Annotated in this window: 18 protein-coding genes, 1 tRNA gene and 1 pseudogene; all 20 read left to right on the top strand. The window is 44.4% G+C overall.

Annotated features, from left to right (window positions below):
- Positions 1-1,306: pseudogene (locus ACQY3H_RS06800) on the top strand (hypothetical protein); the annotation flags it as partial.
- An 81-nt stretch (positions 1,307-1,387) separates the two neighbouring features.
- The gene (gene smpB / locus ACQY3H_RS06795) at positions 1,388-1,858 is read left to right on the top strand and encodes an SsrA-binding protein SmpB (RefSeq protein WP_428075861.1); all 471 of its coding nucleotides are present in this window, start codon (positions 1,388-1,390) and stop codon (positions 1,856-1,858) included.
- A gap of 58 nt (positions 1,859-1,916) precedes the next feature.
- Positions 1,917-2,000, top strand: a tRNA-Leu gene (locus ACQY3H_RS06790).
- A 20-nt stretch (positions 2,001-2,020) separates the two neighbouring features.
- Positions 2,021-2,848 (top strand): hypothetical protein, encoded by an 828-nt coding sequence (locus ACQY3H_RS06785; protein ID WP_428075860.1) that lies wholly within the window; start codon positions 2,021-2,023, stop codon positions 2,846-2,848.
- A gap of 88 nt (positions 2,849-2,936) precedes the next feature.
- Positions 2,937-4,187 (top strand): cell division protein FtsA, encoded by a 1,251-nt coding sequence (gene ftsA, locus ACQY3H_RS06780; RefSeq protein ID WP_428075859.1) that lies wholly within the window; start codon positions 2,937-2,939, stop codon positions 4,185-4,187.
- Between the two features lie 11 nt (positions 4,188-4,198).
- Positions 4,199-5,353, top strand: coding sequence for a cell division protein FtsZ (gene ftsZ / locus ACQY3H_RS06775; RefSeq protein WP_428075857.1), 1,155 nt, complete (start codon positions 4,199-4,201; stop codon positions 5,351-5,353).
- A gap of 15 nt (positions 5,354-5,368) precedes the next feature.
- Positions 5,369-6,460 carry a type IV pilus twitching motility protein PilT gene (locus ACQY3H_RS06770; protein WP_428075856.1) on the top strand — a complete coding sequence of 364 codons (1,092 nt, stop codon included), beginning with the start codon at positions 5,369-5,371 and terminating at the stop codon, positions 6,458-6,460.
- 1 nt (position 6,461) lies between these two features.
- Entirely contained in the window at positions 6,462-7,142 is a 681-nt protein-coding gene (cmk, locus tag ACQY3H_RS06765) for a (d)CMP kinase (RefSeq protein ID WP_428075854.1), read from the top strand.
- The gene (locus tag ACQY3H_RS06760; RefSeq protein ID WP_428075852.1) at positions 7,132-7,725 is read left to right on the top strand and encodes a lysophospholipid acyltransferase family protein; all 594 of its coding nucleotides are present in this window, start codon (positions 7,132-7,134) and stop codon (positions 7,723-7,725) included. The genes cmk and ACQY3H_RS06760 overlap by 11 nt, the downstream gene beginning before the upstream one ends.
- A 48-nt stretch (positions 7,726-7,773) precedes the next feature.
- Positions 7,774-8,976, top strand: coding sequence for a S1 RNA-binding domain-containing protein (locus tag ACQY3H_RS06755; RefSeq protein ID WP_428075850.1), 1,203 nt, complete (start codon positions 7,774-7,776; stop codon positions 8,974-8,976).
- Positions 8,977-9,144: 168 nt separating this feature from the next.
- The gene (locus ACQY3H_RS06750) at positions 9,145-9,897 is read left to right on the top strand and encodes an ankyrin repeat domain-containing protein (protein ID WP_428075848.1); all 753 of its coding nucleotides are present in this window, start codon (positions 9,145-9,147) and stop codon (positions 9,895-9,897) included.
- Positions 9,898-10,023: 126 nt separating this feature from the next.
- Positions 10,024-10,989 (top strand): hypothetical protein, encoded by a 966-nt coding sequence (locus ACQY3H_RS06745; RefSeq protein ID WP_428075846.1) that lies wholly within the window; start codon positions 10,024-10,026, stop codon positions 10,987-10,989.
- 91 nt (positions 10,990-11,080) lie between these two features.
- Entirely contained in the window at positions 11,081-11,647 is a 567-nt protein-coding gene (locus ACQY3H_RS06740; RefSeq protein ID WP_428075845.1) for a LemA family protein, read from the top strand.
- A gap of 12 nt (positions 11,648-11,659) precedes the next feature.
- A complete protein-coding gene (locus ACQY3H_RS06735) occupies positions 11,660-12,649 on the top strand; it encodes a M48 family metallopeptidase (RefSeq protein ID WP_428075843.1) in 990 nt (329 codons plus the stop codon).
- Between the two features lie 9 nt (positions 12,650-12,658).
- Positions 12,659-13,711 (top strand): M48 family metalloprotease, encoded by a 1,053-nt coding sequence (locus tag ACQY3H_RS06730; protein ID WP_428075841.1) that lies wholly within the window; start codon positions 12,659-12,661, stop codon positions 13,709-13,711.
- 60 nt (positions 13,712-13,771) lie between these two features.
- A complete protein-coding gene (locus ACQY3H_RS06725) occupies positions 13,772-16,387 on the top strand; it encodes a tetratricopeptide repeat protein (protein ID WP_428075840.1) in 2,616 nt (871 codons plus the stop codon).
- A gap of 113 nt (positions 16,388-16,500) precedes the next feature.
- Positions 16,501-18,450 carry a hypothetical protein gene (locus ACQY3H_RS06720; protein ID WP_428075839.1) on the top strand — a complete coding sequence of 650 codons (1,950 nt, stop codon included), beginning with the start codon at positions 16,501-16,503 and terminating at the stop codon, positions 18,448-18,450.
- 22 nt (positions 18,451-18,472) lie between these two features.
- Positions 18,473-20,062, top strand: a complete 1,590-nt coding sequence (locus tag ACQY3H_RS06715; protein ID WP_428075837.1) for a hypothetical protein — start codon at positions 18,473-18,475, stop codon at positions 20,060-20,062.
- A 1-nt stretch (position 20,063) separates the two neighbouring features.
- On the top strand, positions 20,064-20,741 hold the full coding sequence (locus ACQY3H_RS06710; RefSeq protein WP_428075836.1) for a hypothetical protein: 678 nt from the start codon (positions 20,064-20,066) through the stop codon (positions 20,739-20,741).
- Positions 20,742-20,744: 3 nt separating this feature from the next.
- Positions 20,745-21,386 carry a hypothetical protein gene (locus ACQY3H_RS06705; protein ID WP_428075835.1) on the top strand — a complete coding sequence of 214 codons (642 nt, stop codon included), beginning with the start codon at positions 20,745-20,747 and terminating at the stop codon, positions 21,384-21,386.
- The last annotated feature ends 24 nt before the right edge of the window (positions 21,387-21,410 follow it).

Below are 21,410 nucleotides of genomic sequence, written 5' to 3'. Positions count from 1 at the left end.
GGATGCACCGGGTAACCAATGCGATAAATTAAATAAAGATTATCCGCCGTGCAACCAACTGATTGCCCGTGCGGATTATACCGCTACGGAAGAAAGTTGTAACCCGCCCATTCCTTGTCCGGGGGCTAGTGAACAATCCTGCGGTTGTAATAATTCAGGTACGCAAACACGTACTTGCGATACGACAACCGGTCAATGGAGCGCTTGGAGTGCTTGTCAAGGGGTTCATTGTGAATGCGCTCCGGAAGGTGGTTATACAAACACGAGACCTTGCGGATGTAACAACTCAGGTACACAAACACGTACTTGCGACACCAGCACCGGAACTTGGGGCGCTTGGGGTTCTTGTACGGTGGCGGATTGCGAATGTACCAATGGACAGCAACAAAGTCGAGAATGTAACCAGTGCGGTAGCCAAACTCGTACTTGTTCCAATGGCTTTTGGGGTGGTTACGGTTCTTGTACGGGAACAAGCGCAGTCCTTGAAGGAAGTAGTTGTTCTACTGATGGTTTAGCCGGCACAAACATTAAAACCTGTCAGGGAAGCGGTTACTGGGCATCTAATTGGTCATGTCGGTGTAATCCGGGAGCAACCACAACGGAAACCGGTTCTTGCCCCAGCGGATATTCCGGTACAGCAACCCGAACTTGTACATGTACCAATTCGTATGGCAAAACTTGCGGTAATTGGGATAATTCGGGATGTGTAGAAATAGAATGTACGGGGAATGCAACGGAACCTTGTACTCCATCGGGGGCCAACTATCCGACCAACTGTGGTACCCGTACGCACTACTGTAATACATCTACTCACAAATGGAAAACGGGTAGTGCGGCATACTCCGCTTGTAGTGGAAACTCGTCTTGTTGTGATGAAAACCCGGGTTCGGACCCCTGTACTTGTTTGAACGGTTATCCCGGAACGCAACAGTGGTCTTGTACGGCTGCGAGCAATTGGAGATATCACTACGATGGTTGTGGTTCTTGTACACCCCCATATAATGGTTGTTCGGAAAGTAACAAACCGCACGGTTCGTGCTGTATATCCTATAGTAACTGCGGATGCTACCCGTCAGCGGATATTGGTGGCAACGGCTATGTTTTGCCGGAAGTGATCAATAAAGATTTTGATGGAACGTTGGACAAAGGTCATTCGTATAACACGAATGGCCGGCTGTTCTCCTTCCATTATGCGGCCGTAAACTGCCCGGCGGGACAAACATGGAGCTGCGGATGTGGCGGTTGGGGAACCTGGAAAAACTGCAGTTGTGTGACGGGAACTTGGAACTGCACCTGTGCTCACTAATTGTGAAAATATCCATCAGGCCGGAGCAAACGCTCCGGCCTGTTTTCTGTCTGTTAGGTGCGTATTTGCTATAATATACCCATGCCGAAAAAACAGTCCGTTTTAGTCGTGTGCTCCAACCGCAAAGCCTATCACGATTATTTTATTGAATCCGATTACGAAGCCGGGCTCTCTCTACTGGGGGCCGAGGTTAAATCGGTTCGTCAAAAAGAGGTCAGTTTGGAAGGAAGTTTTGTGCGGATAGAAAACGGGCGTGCGTATGTGTATAATATGCACGTTAAACCGTATAAGTTTAATTCGCTTACCGAATTGGAACCGACGCGTGTTCGGGAACTTCTCTTAAATAAAAAAGAAATTCGTAAATTATCCGCCAAAGCCGAACTGAAGGGATATGCACTTATCCCGTTGGAAATTTATTTTAAAAACGGTTGGGCTAAACTGAAATTAGCGGTCGCCAAAGGCAAACACTTGTTTGATAAGCGCGACGCACTTAAAAAGCGTGACTTAAACCGCGAAATGGAACAGACGTTCAAAAACAATATCCGTTTCTAAATATACGACTAAAAATCACTAGATTTTTTTGTTGCAATATTCTAAAATATATACACTTGGGCGGGTGGCGGAATTGGCAGACGCGTACGGCTCAGGACCGTATGGACGAAAGTCCTTAAGGGTTCAAGTCCCTTTCCGCCCATTTATTTTTTGGGTTATCACATGATAAAATCGCGCAACTATTCCCGGAAATCAACGGCTTCTTTATCCAAACGGAAAAGAACCGGACGCGGGAACAATGGGGCGCGGTTTTTATTGAAACTGATTGTTTTTTTCTTGCTCGTCGGCCTTGTGCTGGGCGGCGGTTATTGGGGCGGACGCAAACTGTACCGCACGATTTCGCAAGCCCGCTTGTCCGATTGGCATGTCAAAAGCGTGGCGGTTGCCGGTATCACCGGCGATTTGAACAAGGCTTTACTTGCGTTAGCATCCGTCCATCAAAACAAACCTTTTACTATTAAAAACGCTGTCCAACTTCGTCAAAATATCATCAAAAAATATCCGATGCTTACCGATGTATCCGTTAAACGTGGGTTGTTTAGCGGGAAATTAACGGTTTTTGCTAAACATCGCGTACCATTGGCTAAATTTATTCGGCCCGACGGTAGTGTGTCGTTTATTGACAAAGACAGTACGGTTTATGCTGACCCGAACCCCGGTTTGCTTAGCGAAGTACCCTCGGTAGCGTTGGAAGGAAAAGTGCCGGAAAAATTAAGCAGTGAGTTTATTGATTTGGTGGAAAGTACACTCAAACTCAATAAAGAATTAAATTTTACGTTTTTACAAATGAATTTGACCGACAATACCGTCCGTATGCATTTGCCCGACGGAAATGAAATTGATTTCGGCTCTGCCGTACAATTAAAGCAGAAAGCCGCGCGTGCCGCCCAAATTATGGCAATTGCTCGGGGAAAATATAAGACACCCTTTGTGTTACACTTTGCTTATTTTGAAAATGGGAAAGTTTTTTTGACACAAAAGGCTCCGTAATATTTATAATAGAAGTTGGGCCTAAAAATCACTAGACCTAAACCGTTTTTTTATACTAAAATTTATTCTACTTACAGGTGGACAAATTATGGCAAAACCAACTTTAATCGCAGGACTTGATGTGGGAAGCGGAAAATTGACGTGTATCGCCGCCGCTCATGATACAGAAACAAATACATTAAAAGTGTTGGCCGGGCGAAGTGTGCCTTGTCGGGGGATACGCGGGGGGATGGTGTCGGATATTCGGGAAACATCTGCCGCCGTTACACATCTTTTGGGAAGTATTGAACGGGAATGTAACCGCAATATCGGTAATTTGTTCGTCGGTGTGCGCGGGGCTCATTTAGAATCATTTAGCAACCATGGTACGTATAATATTTCCCGTATGGATAAAGAAATTACACAAGACGATATGGACCTCGCGGTAGAAAATGCCAAAGCCATGCCGCTTAAAAACGATAATGAAATCGTCAACGTAATCACACAAGGTTTTTCTATTGATAAACAACGCGGCATTACTAACCCCGAAGGAATGGAAGGTTCTTTGTTGGAAGTGGACGTGCATATCACGACGGGATCTTCTACCCACATGAATAATTTGGCCAAGGCCATTCAACGCCCCGGTTATAAAATTGATGATACGTTTTACGGGCTGGTACCGTTAGGCGAATGTGTCCTGTCGCAAGAAGAAAAAGATATCGGTGCGCTTATTTTGGATTTGGGCGGGGAAACCATGTCCGTCGGTATTTACATTGACGGCATTTTGAAATTTTCCCGTGATATTCCCTACGGATGCGATTTGATCACCGGCGATTTATCGCGCGTGTTACATACTTCGCGTGCTAACGCCAAAGAAATTAAAGAAAAATACGGCGTGTCTTTCCCGACATTTTTAGATGAAGAAGGCGAAGTGCCGGTACCGTCGTTGGACGGACGCAGCACGCATAACATTAAAAAAAGTTATGTGTTAGATATTATTCAGCCGCGCGTGGAAGAACTGATTGAACAAGTGGCCCATTGCGTGGAAGCATCGGGATATAAAAATTTCCCGGTGGTGGGCGTGGTAACCGGTGGCGGTTCGCTTATGCCGGGTATTACGGAACATTGTGTAAACATTTTAGGACTTAAAGAAGTCCGCCGCGGTATCGTTCAGCGCGATTTAATTACCAGTGAAGATGCTTTCTTTGACCCGCAATTCAGTACGGCGATGTCGCTTGTGATTTACGCCGCCGGATCGGGGGTGCAAGAAGTGTATGGCCGTCCTACATATGAAAACAACTCGTCGTTGTTCGGCAAAATCGGTAAGTGGTTCAAAAACGTGGATATTTTCGGCGGTTGATAGAGGATGTTATGACAAGAGATTTGTTTATGCCGGCCAATTCGTTTGAATCGAAAAAGGCCAAAATTAAAGTAATCGGTGTCGGTGGCGGCGGTGGTAACGCGATTAACCACATGGTGTCTTCCGGCCTAAAAGATGTTGATTTTATTGCTGTTAATACCGACGCGCAAGATTTGCGCCGTAACCAAGCCCCGTATCTGGTACAAGTGGGCGAAAAAATTACCAAAGGTTTAGGCGTAGGCGGAGACCCGGAACGCGGTAAATTGGCCGCCGAAGAATCGGCCGAGAAACTCAAACTCATTATCGGTCAATGCGATTTGCTTTTTATTACTGCCGGAATGGGGGGCGGCACGGGAACCGGCGTTGCTCCGTATTTGGCTAAATTGGCTAAAGATTTGTACGGAGATGATTTGCTCGTCGTAGGTGTAGTTACCCGCCCGTTTAATTTTGAAGGATACGTGCGCGAAAAACAAGCCGATGAAGGTATTAAAGAAATGGCTAAATACGTGGACTCCATGATCATCGTGCCGAACGAAAAATTGTTTGCCAACATTGACCCGGAAACATCTTCGCGCGATGCCTTCAAAATGGTAGATGAAGTGCTTTTGCAAGCCGTTAAAGGTATTTCCGAAGTGATTACGCAACCGGGTGAAGTAAATATTGATTTTAACGATATCCGCAAAGTCATGTGCCATTCCCATAAATCGCTTATCGGAATAGGTGAAGCCAGCGGGCCCGAACGCCATTTGCAAGCGGTTAAAAAAGCGATTTCTTCACCGCTGTTGGAAAATGCCGATATCCGTGGCGCCAAAGGATTTATTGTTCACTTTTCCGCCGAAGAAAATTTGACTTTATTGGAACAAGGCGAAGTGATGAATTTAATTCGGCAATATGCCAGTAATGATTCAATCATTATGTTTGGTTATACATATGATTCTTCGTTGGCCGGTACATTTAAGGTAACGGTAATTGCGACCGGATTTAGTTCCGACAAAGTCCGCGTGTTTCAAGGACGCCCGAAGTTGCCGTCGCAACCGTCGTTTGTATCCGTATCTACCAAGCCAACGACGACGAATGTATTTTCATCTTTTGAAAAAGAACGGACGACGCCACCCGAAGATGAAATGATGATTCCGGCTTGTTTGCGCCGTAAAAAAAACAGATAGTCAGAGGAGAAAATTATGGGAGTAGGATTACAAAGTTTATTACGCACCGTAGTAGATAATAAAGCCAGCGGATTGCATATCCGCGGCAATTCCAACGCATATGTCCGTTTGAACGGGCAAATGAAACCGATTGAAGATAGTTTCGTCTCCAACGACGATGCTAAAAAAATGGCCTTTGCGTGTATGGGAGAGCGCGAACGCAAAATCTTTGAACAATATAATACGGTGGACTTTTCTTTGGATGCTAAGTCATATGGTCGTTTCCGTTTTAACGTATTTCGTCAGATGGGCAAATATTGTATGGCTATCCGTCACATCCCGTATAAAATTCCGTCTTTTGAAGATTTCAATTTGCCCGGCGATATTTTGCGTAAAATTTCCGATAACCGCCGTGGACTTATTTTAGTAACCGGTATGACCGGATCCGGTAAATCTTCTACATTGGCCGCCATGATTGACTATATTAACAAAACGCGTGCTAACCATATTTTGACCATTGAAGACCCGGTGGAATTTATCCATAACGATAATTGCAGTATCGTCAGCCAGTTGGAATTAGGGGTTGATACTCCGTCGTACACAAGTGCGCTTCGGGCGGCTATGCGTCAAGACCCGGACGTTATTTTAATCGGCGAACTTCGCGACCCCGAAGTTATGAAAGCCGCTATCAGCGCGGCCGAAACCGGCCAATTGGTGCTGGGTACGATGCATACCGTAAACGTTACGCAAACAATTGCGCGTTTGGTGGATGCTTTCCCGGTAGAACAACACGAACAAATTCGTTTGCAACTGTCCGAACTTATCCGCGGTATTGTCTGCCAACGTTTACTGCCCGGTATCGATATGGGTATGTGCCCGGCTGTAGAAATTCTGGTTTCTACGCCGCAAGTACGCAAACTGATTTTTGAAAACAAACCGTCCGATTTGTTAAAAGTGATGCAAACCGGTGAGTTTTATGGTATGAACACGTTTGACCAATCGTTGGCCAAACTTTACAAAGAAGGACATATCGATTTGGAAACGGCCCAAGGCGCGGCTTCCAGCCCAGATGCCATTATGTTAGCCGTTCGCGGCGTAACGGACAGCCTGTCCATGATGAATGAATAATATGCGAACACAAGGACTCCTTATTTCAATTGACGGAACTGCCGGAACCGGTAAATCTACCGTCGGCAAAGCCGTAGCGGCCAAGTTGGGCTACGGGTTTTTAAGTACCGGGGAAATGTATCGCGCACTGGCTTATACGGTGTTCGCTAAACACATTGATCCCGACGATCACGACGGCGTTTTAGCGGCTACGCGTGCCATGCGTTTTACCTTTGCACGTCAAGCAGATGCCACGCTTAAAATGTTCGTAGATGGCGAGTATTTGGGTGCCAAACTTCATTTGGAAGAAGTGGGTAATGTGGCCAGCCGTGTTTCTACTAACGGCGAAGCCCGCCGCGTTCTGACGGAAAAAATGCGTGAAGTCGGCGAAACGGGCGGTATTGTGATGGAAGGACGCGATATCGGTACGGTAGTGTTCCCGGATGCAGATATTAAATTTTATTTAGATGCCTCTGCCGAAGAACGCGCTAACCGCCGCTTTAAGCAATTAAAAGAAGCCGGCGAAAACCCGAATTACGACGAAATTTTGCGTTTAATAAAAGAACGCGACGCGCGTGATAAAGGCCGTGCCGTCAGCCCCTTAAAACCGGCTGACGATGCCATTATCATTGATACGTCTTTGTTAAATTTACAGCAAGTTATTGATGCTGTTTTGGAGAAAATTCCCCATCATGCTTCTTAATTTGGTAAAATTATTATCAAGGTGTTATTTCCGTACGTTCCACGATTTTAAAGTGGAAGGGTTGGAAAATATCCCCAAAACAGGGGCCATTATTATTGCGGGTAATCATTTGTCCAATGCGGACCCGCCCGCTATCGGCGGTTTTGCGGGGCTCGTTCGGGATTCACGATTTGTAGCCAAAAAAGAGTTATTTGAAATACCGGGATTAGGTTGGTTTTTCCGCCGTAGCGGATATATCCCGGTGGATCGCGCGCGTACGATTGGCGATTTCGGCGCACTTAAAGAAGTCGTCCATGCATTAGAACGGGGGGAAAGTGTGGTCATGTTCCCCGAAGGAACGCGCAGTAAAACCGGAAAACCCCAAAAACCGAAAAGCGGTATCGGATTTTTAGTATATAAGACCGGCGTGCCGGTATTACCGGTACGGATAGATGGTACTTTTGGTTGGCCGTGGGTGCGCAAAATCCGGCTGAAATTCGGACAACCGATTCACTTGAAAAAAGATGAATCGTTAGAGCCTAAAGAGCAGTACAAACGATTTGCTGTAGAAATAATGGATGCAATAAATTCAATTCAATTATAACGGAGGTTATACGCAGGTTGCCTATGCGTAACCTGTAAATAAGGACTTATGACAAACGAAGAAATTAAACAAACCGAAGACACAGTTAACGAAACCGAAATGACAATGGATCAGTTAATTGCGCAACAAGAGTCTTTATCGGAGAAGTTGTACAAAAAAGAAATCGTAGAAGTTCCCGTCGTACAAATCAACCAAGATTACATTTTAGTAGATGTGGGCGCTAAAAAAGAAGCCGCTATTGCTGTAAGCGAATTTGCAGGTAAAACGATGCCGGCGGTGGGGGATAAAATTTCCGCGGTGCTCGTTAAACGCGGTAGCGATGAACGCCCGTCTATCTTGTCACACAAGAAAGCGTTAGAATTTTTAGGTTGGGATATTTGCAAAAAAGCCTACGAAGCCAAAGAACGCGTGAAAGGAACGATTTTACAATGCGTAAAAGGCGGGTATATTGTAGAAGTATTTGGTGTCAGCGGTTTTATGCCGCTTTCCTTGTCCGAACTTCATACGGCGTATAAGCATTATTTGCCCGTCGGCGCGAAAATCAAAGCCGTCTTGGTAGAATTTTCCAAAGAAAAACAAAAACTTATTGTTTCTCGCAAACAAGTGTTGGAAGAAGATGAAGCCGTCCGCCGCGAACAAGTGTTGGGCGAAATTAAAGCCGGCGATGTGCTACGCGTGGTAGTATCTAAAGTAGACAATGATAAATTGTTCTTACGCTTCCACGGTATTGAAGGCATTGTTACGTTGGACAACGTTGCCTGGAAAGATCCGGAAACCGCCATTACCAATTTCCGCCGCGGCCAACGCCTCAAAGCCAAACTCTTAAACTTGGATAAAGAAACTCCTCGCTTGGAATTTGGTTTGAAACAATTATTCTTAAACCCGGCCGATGCCTTAAAACGCCGCTATCCGTACAAGAGTTCCGTTAAAGCAACGGTAGTCAAAGTATCGGAAGAAGAAGGTGTGGAATGCACAATCGGCAAGAACAACACGAAAGCGTTTATCAGCCCGTTTGAAATGGGCCGCGATTTTACCGCCAAAGAAGGCGATACCATCACCGCGTTAGTGGTGGGGGTAAATCCGGAAACGTTTGTGGTGAACTTGTCTATCAAAAAGTACGATCAAGTGCAAAACCGCAAAGTGGTGGCGCAATACTTGAAACAAGCCCCGCGCCCGACGCTCGGTGAACTGTTGCAAGATTCTTTTGCCGGTAAAACGGAAGAAGAAACCAGCGAAACCGAAACGAAATAAACTTCGTTATTTGAATTGAAATAAACCCCCGATTGAAAAATCGGGGGTTTTGTGTGTGATGGGTATAAAGACCTATCCTTATTTAGGACCAAAAACCTCTTGTTTAATTAGCAAACATCACTATACTTTTAACATAGAGACACTTAACTCATATAAGGAGATTTCTATATGAAACGTTTATTTGAAATAGTAAGTGTTGTATTGATGCTTGTGTGCTTTAATGTATTAGCAGTGCACGCACAGTCTAGTTCCGTGTCCGACCCCTTTCAATATAAGTACGTTCGGGCCGTCTACCCTTTTGAAAAAATGCATTACGCTGCTGTGAATGGTGATGTGAAAACCGTTAAGAGTTTGCTACCGAATGTTACTACCAGAGACGTTGAGAAATCTCTTATCGCGGCTGCAAAGTACGGCCATGTTAATGTTGTTAAAGAACTATTGGCGCAGGATGATATAGATGTAAACGCTAAAAATGAAGAAGGGATGACTGCCCTTATCGTGGCTGCACTTAACGGGCATGTGGTTGTTGTTCAAGAACTGCTTAAGCACAATGACGTAGATGTAAATGCTAGAGATACGAGAGATTACACGGCGCTTATCGTGGCTGCACTTAACGGCAATGTTGCCGTTGTTCAAGAACTGCTTAAGCGGGATGATATAGATGTAAACGCCAGAAATGCGATGGATCAAACGGCACTTTTTGGGGCTGCAAAGTACGGTCATGTTGGTATTATTAGGGAATTACTGAAACGGGAAGAGATAGTAAGTAATCGTGCAGAATGTCAACGTGCAATAGAACTCGCCCGTTCCCGAAACCATGAAGAGGCGGCTCGTGTGATAGAAGAAGCGTTGCAAAAAAGTGATGCCCAATTAGAAGCGGCTATTTCTTCTCAGTTAAATTTATCGTTAAACGGTAAATAAGTCTTCATATCATAATAAACCCCCGATTTTTCAATCGGGGGTTTGCTTTTTTATGGCAACGCTTGCCCGGATACCTGTTTTTTTGAGATAATATATTTATATTTGTTCACTTGAGGTAATCGTAAAATGAAGAAACTGAATTTGTTGTTAGGTGTTTTGTTGGGAAGTGTATTATCGGCGCAGGCTCAATTGCCGGAAATGGGTGCGAAAGCCGTGGCTCAAACTGCCCGCGTGGAACGGGAAATGACAGAAGCCGCCACTCAAGCCGCTACCATTGCCGGAAGAACTACTGCGCAAATAGTAACTTCTAATTTTGAAATGGGATATGATTTTTTATCTGCCCAATTGCCAAAAGTCGGCGGCAATATCTATGCCCGCAAAGTAAAATGGGAAGAGAAAATGCATGACAGAATACCTACCGCCCTGTTAGAACGGTTAATTGCCAAACAAATTTTGGTTCCCAGATATCCCGGATATATTGCCGATTTCCAAAAGGAGTGGCAATTTGCCGAACAGCAAAATAAGGGATCCTTATGGAATTGGATAAGGCCCTACTTGGCTTCATACGGGCCGAACGTTTATTTTTCCAGTGAGTTCTCACCGACGTTAACCGAAGCCTTGCGGTTGGAAAGAATCAGCCCGGTCCATTGGTATCCCGCCGAAGATATGGAATATGTTTTGCGTACGGTTGTAAGTGAGGCCCTAGAGAAAAATGCCGGTTTCTTTGCCGTATATGTCAAAACGCCGGGGAAAGAAGTGTTTGACGTGTTAATTTTAGATTTGCAACATAATTGCTTTTTATCACGGAACGAAAGTATTGAGCAGGTCCTTAACTATAAACAGCATCGAATTGATTTGGGCAAAAAGTTAAAAATGCTTTATTTGCAATCTCTAAAAACCAAAACCCCGTTACGTGATATGCCCGGTGTGGATATGGCTGCAGTAGAACAAGATTTCAAAACCTATCGGGAATTAACACAAACGTTGATGAATATTTCTTCTTCCGGAATCGTACGGGAATCGTTACGATGGGAATTAGACGATATCAACGTGGCGGAACGTGCTTTGTTTCCTGAAAAAGATATACGGTAAAATTTTTCTTTACAAAACCGCGTAATATTTCTACAATAAAAATGTCGGTTAATTTCCCGTCGGTTAAAACGGGGTAACAAGCGAGGAAAAAATGAGTGGAATATTAATCGTTGTTGTTGCATTAGTTATTTTCGCCGTCTATGCGGTTGCTGTCTATAACGGATTTATCACATTGCGCAACCGCACCAAAGAAGCCTGGAGCGATATTGAAGTGCAAATGAAACGCCGTTATGATTTGATTCCGAATTTGGTGGAAACAGTCAAAGGATATGCGGCGCACGAAAGCGGTACGTTGGAAAAAGTAATCCAAGCGCGCAATATGGCTATGCAAGTAAATCCGTCGGACATGAAGAAATTAGCCGAATCGGAAAATATCCTTTCCGGTGCTTTAAAATCCGTATTTGCCTTGAGCGAAAATTATCCTACGTTGCAAGCCAACCAAAACTTTATGGAACTTCAACGTGAACTGCGTGATACTGAAGATAAAATTCAAGCCGCGCGCCGTTTTTATAACGGCAATGTAATGGCATTTAATACGCAAGTGGAAAAATTCCCCAGCAATATTGTGGCGGCAATTTTCCATTTTGAAAAACAACCTTTCTTTGAATTAGATTCCACCGATGCGGCTGCCCGTCAACCGGTGCAAGTAAAATTCTAGTTAGGGCCTTTTATGGCTACTATTTACGAACATATTGAAGAGAACAAGCGGCGTACCGTGCTGCTTGTTCTCTTATTTCCGCTTACTTTTGCGTTGTTGGTTACCGCAACGGTGGGAATCCTGTTTTATTTAATGGGGGATCCGTACGCCGCACAACGCGGAGTGACCGAATTTACCCCCGAACAACTCCAACTCGTACATGGGGCCTTGATAGCCGTTCCCGTCTGTTGGGCGTTAGCCGTATTGTGGATTGTTGTTTCCTATTTTATGGGTGATAAACTGATGCTTTCCGGAGCGGGGGCTATTGAAATTTCCCGTAGCGACCAACCGGAAATTTTCCGGCTCGTGGAAAATTTGTGCATTACTCGCGGCCTTCCTTTGCCGCGTATCTATATTTTAGATGATGACTCCTTAAACGCTTTTGCTACCGGCCGAGATCCCGAGCACGCTTCTATCGCATTGACGAAAGGTATCGTCAAGAAATTAGAACGGGTGGAATTAGAAGGCGTGATTGCACACGAACTGGCCCATGTAGAAAATCGCGATATCCGTTTGATGCTTATCACGGTAGCGGGTATTTCATTTTTTACATTTGCCGGGGAAATGTTGATTCGTTTCGGGTTATCATCGGGTAGAGGAAGCAAGAAAAATTCAGGCGGCCTGTTGTTTATTTTGCTGGGTATTTTCTTTTTGGTATATGGATATTTGATAGCCCCGCTTATTCGTTTGGCGGTTTCGCGCCAACGTGAATATCAGGCCGATGCGACTGCCGCACTTACCACCCGCAATCCGCGCGCACTGGCCAGTGCTCTTCATAAAATTTCCGGCGATAGCCGCGTGGAAGCATTGGATAAACGTGAAAGTATGGCGGCTATGTGCATCGCCAATCCGTTAGAAAAGATGGGGTTGTTTTCCGCTTTGTCGGGTTTGCTTGCCACCCATCCGCCTATCCAAAAGCGTATTGACGCGCTATTAGAGATGGACGGCCACTTGCCTTTGTAGGAGAAAATTATGGCTCTCGCTTACGATTATTCGGCCCGCAACCGTCGTAAAAGTATTTTGCTGATTATTTTGTTTGCGCTTTCTACGATGGCCTTTGCCTATTTGGCCACGTGGGGCTTTTATATGTTAAGCGGGGTATTTCACTATTTTAGCACAACGGGATATCTGACGTGGGGGAGTACCATGTCCCACGCGCTTGTGCGAACGTTGGAAACGTGTCAGTGGCTTTTGCCGGTGTGTTTATTAATCTCTCTTTTTTGGGCAAATGTAGCGCTTAACGAGGGAGAAGATTTTGTTTTGGGCCGTTTAACCGGCGTCAAATTATTGCCTCGTTACGACGAATATGGGGCTAATACCATTCTAACTAATTTATGCATCCGTACCGGCGATTATGTGCCGCGTGTCTATGTAATTAACGATTCGTCCATGAATGCCTTTGCCGTCGGATCAACACCGGAGAATTCGGCAGTGGTATTATCCAAAGGACTACTTAAAAAATTAGAATATGTGCAATTGGAAGCCGTCTTAGCACACGAACTTGCCCACATCCGTAACGGAGACACACGCCTGATGATGGTGCTTGTAATGTGCTTGGCATTCTTTACTTTTACGGGGGAATATCTTTTTTACGGCACGGAAAAAGAAAATATTTACGAGGAAAACGGAATTGATTTGAAACGTGTTTCCCGTCCCATGGGCTTTTTGGCCTATATCGGGCTGATGCTTTTGATTTATGGGTATGTAATTGCACCGTTGCTGCGTTGCGGTTTATCGCGCACGCGCGAACGACTTGCCGATGCCGAGGCGGCGCTTATTACCCGTCACCCGCGCGCCTTGGCGAAAGCCTTGTGGCGCATCAGTACCGATAGTCGTATTGAAGCATTAGATTCTACCGTGTTGTTAAGCGCGATGTGTATTGCTCGCTCATCGGGAAAGCCCAACTTCTTTGAACGCTTGAGTGGTCTTGCTGCTTCTCACCCGCCGGTGGAAGAACGTATCTATGCCCTTAACGATATGGACGGTATGTTTTTGCATTTACCCGAAACGGATAATGTAAAATAATTCTTTGCTATTTCGTCTTAAAAAACTAAAATATAAGGTAGATTTTATAGGAAAGGATTTATGCTTAATTTAACCAAACCCACCAAAGAAACTATTTACATGAAAATCGTTCGTGTGCTCCTTACGATGTGTTTCTTAGTCGTGCCGCTTATCTTTTTTACGGATTTAACGGCCAACCCATTTTTTATTCAGAACAGTTTGCTTTATGTGTTAATTGCGTTAATTTACGCTACACTCGCCATTAAATTTTTACGTACGCAAACGATAGATTTTACCCATACTTTTTTTGATTTGGCTTTCTTTGTGTATGTGCTTGCCTGTGTGGTGGGGTGGCTATCGGCGGTATCTTCCGCTCCGCAAGCCATGCGCCAAACCATGTTTTACGGGCTACTTAATTACGGCAGTTTGTTGGTGGTTGTATCCGTCGGTGCGTACATTGTCAGTAAAAATATTGTCTGTGCCGGAACGATTGAAAGTAAAACCAATTACATTTTACTCTTTTTAGGCTGGGGAGCCTTGTGGTATTTCTTCCCTCATATTAAAACGCAATTAAATTCCGACACTTTGTTTGCACGCATGTTTGATTGGTATGCCATCTTTTTGTGGGCATTAGGCGTGTGGCTTGCCGTACGTGTCTTGCGCAAATTGGTGCAAGAAAATATTTTAGTGCTGATGTTTGTCGCCGTGTTTTTGGCGTGTTGTTATGGGGTGTTGCAAGCCGTAGGCCTTGAATTTTTATGGCCGTTTGAAATCAACCAGTTCGCCACGCGTGCCTTTTCCACCTTTGGTAATCCGAACTTTTTATCGTCGGCAGTAGTGATGTTACTTCCTGCGCTTCTTGTTTATTATATGCGTACCGAAAGTAAAAAAGATATATTCGTGTACGGTTTGTTAGTTCTTGTATATATTTTATTTTTATCGTTTGGGTTGGCGCGTTCGTGTTGGTTGGGCGCCGCGTGTGCCTTGCTGATGATGTGGATGTTCGGCACGCTTCGTACATTGATTTGGAATCGTCGCGGCAGAGTATTTTTACTCGTGTTGTTGGCGGTCGGTGTCGGGTGGGGATCGGTACATTGGGACGATAAAGATACGCACAGCCCCGTCGCAGCGCGTGCCCAGGAACTTACACAGGTCACTCCTTCTAATTTTACGCTGAATATTGACCGCGATAAAATCTTTCAATCGATGCACCAGCGGTTATTTATGTGGGATATTTCCAAAGAAATGTTTTTGGCCCGTCCCGTTATGGGAAGCGGCCTCGGGAATTTCCAAATGGCTTTTGCCCAAACCCAACCGAAAACCTTGCTCAAATATCCTAATTTGCGTAGTCTAAAAACAATGACTCATGCCCCGCATAACGAGTTGTTTTTTCAACTAGGACAAGGCGGTATCGTCGGGCTTGGGTTATTTATGTTTATGTTTATGGTGTTGTTTTTGGAAGTCAAAGATTTTGCCGTACATAAAAAAGAAGGCGACAAAAAACAATTATTACAAGCCTTGTTCTGCGGTATTTTGGGAATGCTTGTAGATAATATGCTTAACATCTCTTTGCATGCGGTGGTTCCAGCGTTTATCTTTTGGTGGCTCGTCGGGGCAGAAGTGAGCGGCGTGGGAAAAGAAGAACGCCAAATCCCCGTTACTGCCAACCCACTTACCAAAACGGTGGCCTTGGTAATAGTAGCCGCGAGTGTGGCTATTATCGTGTGGCAAGTGCTTTGGCTTAAGAGTGAATATCGTTTCTTCGCCGGACAAAAAGCCGTGGCCATGCAAGATTATCCGCAGGCCGAAGAAAATTTGTCTGCTGCGCTGAACTTGTATCCGGCTAATACCGAAGCAGGTTTCCGTCTGGGAAATGTGCTTTTGGCGCAAGGTAAATATCCGGCGGCATTAACCGTGTTTGAAAAAACGCTTTCCGCGGCTGATTATTACGAAGAAGTATATTTCCATGCTGCCCTTGCCGCGATAGGGGTAGGCGATACGAAGAAAGCAGTGCATTATTTAATGGACAATTTGCGGTTGCATCCGTATCATTTGCAAGCGTATGAAATGTTGACACAATTGTTGCATGATAATGTGATTTACGCCGGAAGTGATGAAATGGCAATGGCCGAACGCGGCCTGTCTTTGTTCCCTTATGAAACAGGACTTTGGCGTCTTGTCGGTGAGACGTATGAAAAATTAGGCGAGATTGAACAAGCCAAAAATTGTTATGTGCGTGGGCTGACAGTTGATACGTTAGACAAAGAATTATTAGCCCGGGTGGAAAAATTATACAGTGCTTCTCCGGAAAAACCTGCCATCATAGAACAAGCGCGTTTGTTGCAAAAATATCAAGATAAAGTGAGTCGCTTTGACAAAATGTCGCCTTATTACCAACAACGTTTGCGTAACGATATTGAAGCGTATGTTAAACAATATCCCGACGATACTAACGGGGAAATTTTGTTGGCGCGGGTGTTGTCTTTGGCGGGAAATGATTTGAAATCTAAAATGATATTGGAAAATGTTTTGACCAAACATCCCGACGATTTGTGGGCTAATTTAGCGTTGTCTACCTTATTTTACAAAGCGGAAAATTTACCGGATGCCGAACGTTGTTTGCGCAATGTGTTATTCTATTACCCGGGGAATGTATTGGCGCAAGAGCGGTTAAAAGCATTGGGGATTACGTTGTAAAATAAAGATAAATAAAAAAAGACTATTTACAAAACGCGTTAAATTGCTATAATTCTAATAGCCGGTAGTGTCGGCAAATAAGACGGCATCCATCGGGAAAATAGGAAGATTCAATGACTAAAAATAATAAAATCTGGAAAGGTTTAGTAGTGTTTTTGTTCGGCTTAGTCGTCGTAAGCGGGACTGTGGTTGTTGCGGCCACTCCGGCCAAACAACTGGCGAAAGGTATTTCGCTTTATAACGATAACAAGGACGATAAAGCCTTGGATTACTTTATTGATGTGCTCGTCAATGGTAATTCCGAAGAAGTCGCTCAAGCCAATAAATACATTTCGCTGATCCATAACCGCATGGGTGGTATTCAAACCCCGGTGGAAGTGGATGTGAACTTCAAAGAAGGCGAAGTGAAAAGTTTAGATGAAGTGGTTTCTGACGAAGTGGAGCAAGCCCAACAAGCCGCTCGCGATCAGGCCGCCAAAATCCAAAATGATGTGGCTGCTGCCCAACAAGACGTGGCTGATGCCGTTGCTGCCCAGCAACAAGCCGTTGCCGATCGCATTGAAAACGAAAAAGCGGCCGCGCAAGAGCAATTGGATGCCGCACAACTATCTTTGCAAGACGATTGGAAATTGCAACAACAAGCCTTGCAAAATGATTTGGATGCCAAACAACAAGCCTTACAAAATGGCATAGAAACACAACGCCAACAAGCATTAGATACGGTGCGTCCCGTCGTAGACGAAGCGCTCGGTGATAGTGCTGTTGCCGCCACATTGGGCGAAGATGCTTTGTTGTCTCAAGCCCAAGCCGATGAACAAGCCTTAGCGGATTTGTCTAATGCGGAAATTCAAGCCACTCGCGACAATATGTTGACTACCGTTAACGGGTCGGCTTTTACCGATTTGACGTCCCCGCAAGCCATTGAAGCACGGGAATTATATACGTCTCAAAAAATTGCCAGCATGACGGATGCGGCTATGAAGAAAATTGCAGATACTCCCGGTGTTAACTTGTATATGCGCGACAATCGTCCCGATGCCATAGAAATTGACCCGGAAGTCATTTTTGACAAAACTACTTTTCGTTCCGATGCACAACCTTTATTAAACAGTATTTATGAACTTTTAGCCTTGACGCAAGGTTCGGCTTATGTTATTTTGCCTCCCGGTTCTTACACCGACGATGTTACCTTGCCCGGTATTCGGCAAGCGATGGGCTTAAATTCCTATTTAATTAACCGCGGTATTTCTCAAGGTAAATTACATTATAATATGGGGCTTGTTGACGAAGAACCCCCGGCCCGGTTTGCTAATTTGCATGGTTTATCTATTGTATTTGATTATGATTCCAAATTGCCTACGGTCATGGAAAAAAATGAAAAAGATGAAAAAGCACCCCTTTTAAGTATGGCTATTGTGCCGTTATGCCATGCCATTGACCGCTCTTTAGGCGAAGCATTTGCCATTGATTTTTCTGTATTAGAAACCGTTAATCCGTTAGATAATTGGGTATTGCAAATTGTCCAACATGGTCATGACGGTAAATTCTATATTGTTCGTCAGTTAGAAGGTTTTTCTCCGGTATATCACCAAATTTTATTTAACGGACGTAAAGGGGTGATTGGGCCGGAACTTCCTTGTGGGAAATATACGCTGGTACTCACCGGAACAGATTTGAAAGGAAATAAACAAACCTTACGCCGCCGTGTTATTGTAAAATGTGCGGATACAAAAAATTCTTGTGACAGTAGTTGCAGCACAAAGGCTGTTTCTACACAAACCGAACAAGCGTTAAATTATAAAGCGGCTCGCTTATGGAAAAAACCCGGCCGCAAAATGGGCCAACCGGTAACGGAACAGGCAGTTCAAACCTCGTCTGCAACTTCTACCGATACGTCCACTAGTACCTATACAAAAACGGTAAATACAACTACGATTATTCAGGAAGATGATGGTAGCGAACCCGCCTCGGCTCCTGCCCCGGCTCCTACTTCGTCTTATCCGACACCCGACGAAGTGTTGCCGATGAATAATCCGTACGATATGCCGTACGAAGATTTATAAAGAATAGTTCTGGAGAGATAGCATGGGATTATCAGAAACACTAATCGGTCAAAATATGAACGCCCATCCGGATTGTTTGGGTATTTATATTGGATTAGATGAAATATACATGGCACAAACTGCCCGAAAGGACGGCAGTGTTGTCTTGGAATCTTTAGTGCGTGTTCCGATTTCGGATGTGGATCGGAATATGCTTAAGCCGCTGGATTTGAACGAAACATTCTTTTCTATGGATAATTGGACAGAATCACTTGCTAAGGTGATGTCCAAAAAGAAATGGAAGACTAACCGGGTTGTGGTTAGTTTAGCCCCGGCGTTCTGTCTGCTTAGACACTTTGTTGTGCCGACGGTAATTGAACGTAAATTGTGGAAAAATTCCATTCCGCTTCAAGCCCGTAAATATATTCATTTTCCATTTGAAAAAGCCGAATATGCTTATCACGTTTACGAGTTTGAAACCGGAGCCACCAAACAAAAACGTTTAGGGGTGGTTTTCGCTATGACCACGAAAACCATTATTGAACGTTTGCGCAAAGGCTTAAAAGCGTGTGGGTTGGAGTTGGTGTCGGTGGAGCCGTCCAGTTTGTCATTAGGGCGTGCATTTAATGACAGCGATAAAGAAGCCGTCGGAAATGGCGGACGCATTTATTCGTTCTTCGGCAAGGATATGGCGAATTTCGTTTTCTTAAACGAAAATGCACCGGTCTTGTTGCGTGAAGTGGAAATCTCCGGTTCCATTCCGGCAGAGCGCCGTCGGTTTGAAATTACCAACTGTACGGAATTTATTGCAAAACAACTGGAACGGGATCCGTTTGAAGAAGCCGTAATTACCGGCGTGGATGCCGAACAATGGATTCCCGCTTTGGAAGCAGATTCCAAAAAACCGGTACGCAAATGGAATTTGAGTGAAATATATGGTATTGAGACCCGTTCATCCGGCGAAATTGCGGCCATCGGTGCCAGCATTAAATTCTTTGACCAAAAAACACCGGATATAGATTTTACCAAAGGTCTTCGTTTGAGTTCTTATGAATTCAATGCCAGTTTGACTGCTTGGAAAGTCGCTGCCGTATTGATCGTATTGATTTTGGCTTTAATTGGTAAAGGCTATTGGGGCCAATACCAAAAGGAAAAAGAATTAGCCCGTGCTAAAACCACCCAAAAATCGCGTATCGCTGATTTTGATGGGTTAACGGCTAGTCAAATCCAATCAAATTTAAGTAAGATTAAAACACAGAATTCTAACTTACAGGCCATGATTAAATATGACCATGTAGTTACACCTATTTTGGCCGAAATAGCAGATTCTGTCCCGCAAGGCGTGTGGCTTACTAAAATTACGTATGGAGACGTCTTCCCGGGGACCGGATCCGAAGAACGCTCTTTAACGTTAGAAGGATCTATTCAAGCCGGTACGAAAGACGGACGTGACGACTTGGCATTAGGCAACCGGTTCAAAGACGAGTTTGCCAAACAACCCACTATTAAACGTATTTGTGGGGCGAATCCGATTATCCGTTATTCGGAAGTCGCCGGTACGAGTTCCGGAGAACAGAAGAAAGCCGAACAAGCAACTAAGTTTACGCTGACTTGTGCGAAAGGAGGACGATAATATGGCAAAGAATGAAAAAACCAATAAATATGTGGCCCAATTAAAACAAGGATTTGCCGATATCCAAACAGTCGCGCAAGAAGGAAACTTAAAATTGTTTTTGAAACAATTTATTGCGCTATTGGTTATTTTCTTGTTGTTCAAATATCTGTCAGGAAAATTTAATTCCAAGATACAAAACATAAACGGACAATTAGAAGCGATTCGTGCTCAACAGGTAAATGAGCAAGAATATGCGACTAACAAAAAACTGCTTATTTCGTTAGAACCGCGCTTTTCTAATGTGGAAGCCAAAAACGAATGGTTGCTGAGTCAAATTATTGATATTTTCAAAAAAGCAGGTTTGACACCTTCCGTTGAAGGCGCCCAAACGGAAAACGATACTAACCCGACGTATGTGGCAACCTCTATGAAAGTATCTTCTACAATGACGTACGATACTTTTGCTAATTTCTTAGCAGGGATTGAAAATCGTCCGACGTATATTAAAATTTCGGATTTCGCTATTGAAAAAGATACTGACCCCAATCGGATTGGGAATAATAAAGTTTCGCTGACATTAAATACAATTTTCCCGAAAGAGAAAATTGCCCGTTCGCTTTTTAAGGATTATGATCAGTTAGTGGCTGCCGAACAACAAGAAAAGGCGGCTGCTAAGAAACGCAAAAAGGGGAAATAAGATATGAGACAATTATTTTTCTTACTTTTATTGGTAGGCATATCCGTTCCGTTGGTGGCACAAGCGCCGCAAGAACAACCTACGCAAGAAGCGGCTGCGCAAACGCCCGAAAGTGTAACGGCAGCTGCCCAACCGGAGCAACCTGCACAAGATGCCGCATTGGAAAAAGATTTAGCCGCGGCTGAGACTCCTGCGGAAGAAAAATCAGGGGAGGAATTTGTGACCGCCCGGGAAACGGTAGAAGAAGAGGAAGAAGATCCGGAACAGACGAAAGTGGTATATGCGCCTAAATCTAAACGGGATCCGACACTTTCTCCCGATGATTTCTTGTTATTGCAATATCGTGAACAACAACGTTTAGCCGCTATTGAAGCGGAACGCAGACGTAAATTAGAAGAAGAACGTCGCCGTCAGGAAGAAGCGGAACGGTTGCGCCAATTAGAATTGGCTCGTATTAAAGACCCCACCCGCGAAGTTCGTAATAAAATTAAAATTGGCGGGGTAATCGGGCAAGAAGTATTTATCGGTAGCAAAATATATACCGTCGGAAATTCCATTTACGGAGCCCGTATTATTGCGGTGCGCCCCGATGAAGTGGTATTTTCTTACAAAGGACACAAATTTGTACGGAAAGTTCAGTTGTAACATTTAATAAAGTTCATAGGAGGA

The sequence above is a fragment of the Candidatus Avelusimicrobium luingense genome (assembly GCF_902757105.1).
Classification (GTDB): domain Bacteria; phylum Elusimicrobiota; class Elusimicrobia; order Elusimicrobiales; family Elusimicrobiaceae; genus Avelusimicrobium; species Avelusimicrobium luingense.
The sequence above is the reverse complement of the archived record's forward strand: the minus strand, read 5'-3'. Positions and strand labels throughout refer to the sequence as shown.

Excerpts from the sequence above, each read along its gene's own strand:
- ACQY3H_RS06725 (WP_428075840.1), top strand. The coding sequence starts at position 13,772 with ATGCTTAATTTAACCAAACCCACCAAAGAAACTATTTACATGAAAATC.
- ACQY3H_RS06785 (WP_428075860.1), top strand. The coding sequence starts at position 2,021 with ATGATAAAATCGCGCAACTATTCCCGGAAATCAACGGCTTCTTTATCC.
- ACQY3H_RS06745 (WP_428075846.1), top strand. The coding sequence starts at position 10,024 with ATGAAGAAACTGAATTTGTTGTTAGGTGTTTTGTTGGGAAGTGTATTA.
- cmk (WP_428075854.1), top strand. The coding sequence starts at position 6,462 with ATGCGAACACAAGGACTCCTTATTTCAATTGACGGAACTGCCGGAACC.
- ACQY3H_RS06715 (WP_428075837.1), top strand. The coding sequence starts at position 18,473 with ATGGGATTATCAGAAACACTAATCGGTCAAAATATGAACGCCCATCCG.
- ACQY3H_RS06735 (WP_428075843.1), top strand. The coding sequence starts at position 11,660 with ATGGCTACTATTTACGAACATATTGAAGAGAACAAGCGGCGTACCGTG.
- smpB (WP_428075861.1), top strand. The coding sequence starts at position 1,388 with ATGCCGAAAAAACAGTCCGTTTTAGTCGTGTGCTCCAACCGCAAAGCC.
- ACQY3H_RS06760 (WP_428075852.1), top strand. The coding sequence starts at position 7,132 with ATGCTTCTTAATTTGGTAAAATTATTATCAAGGTGTTATTTCCGTACG.
- ACQY3H_RS06710 (WP_428075836.1), top strand. The coding sequence starts at position 20,064 with ATGGCAAAGAATGAAAAAACCAATAAATATGTGGCCCAATTAAAACAA.
- ACQY3H_RS06730 (WP_428075841.1), top strand. The coding sequence starts at position 12,659 with ATGGCTCTCGCTTACGATTATTCGGCCCGCAACCGTCGTAAAAGTATT.
- ACQY3H_RS06750 (WP_428075848.1), top strand. The coding sequence starts at position 9,145 with ATGAAACGTTTATTTGAAATAGTAAGTGTTGTATTGATGCTTGTGTGC.
- ACQY3H_RS06740 (WP_428075845.1), top strand. The coding sequence starts at position 11,081 with ATGAGTGGAATATTAATCGTTGTTGTTGCATTAGTTATTTTCGCCGTC.
- ACQY3H_RS06770 (WP_428075856.1), top strand. The coding sequence starts at position 5,369 with ATGGGAGTAGGATTACAAAGTTTATTACGCACCGTAGTAGATAATAAA.
- ftsZ (WP_428075857.1), top strand. The coding sequence starts at position 4,199 with ATGACAAGAGATTTGTTTATGCCGGCCAATTCGTTTGAATCGAAAAAG.
- ftsA (WP_428075859.1), top strand. The coding sequence starts at position 2,937 with ATGGCAAAACCAACTTTAATCGCAGGACTTGATGTGGGAAGCGGAAAA.
- ACQY3H_RS06755 (WP_428075850.1), top strand. The coding sequence starts at position 7,774 with ATGACAAACGAAGAAATTAAACAAACCGAAGACACAGTTAACGAAACC.
- ACQY3H_RS06705 (WP_428075835.1), top strand. The coding sequence starts at position 20,745 with ATGAGACAATTATTTTTCTTACTTTTATTGGTAGGCATATCCGTTCCG.
- ACQY3H_RS06720 (WP_428075839.1), top strand. The coding sequence starts at position 16,501 with ATGACTAAAAATAATAAAATCTGGAAAGGTTTAGTAGTGTTTTTGTTC.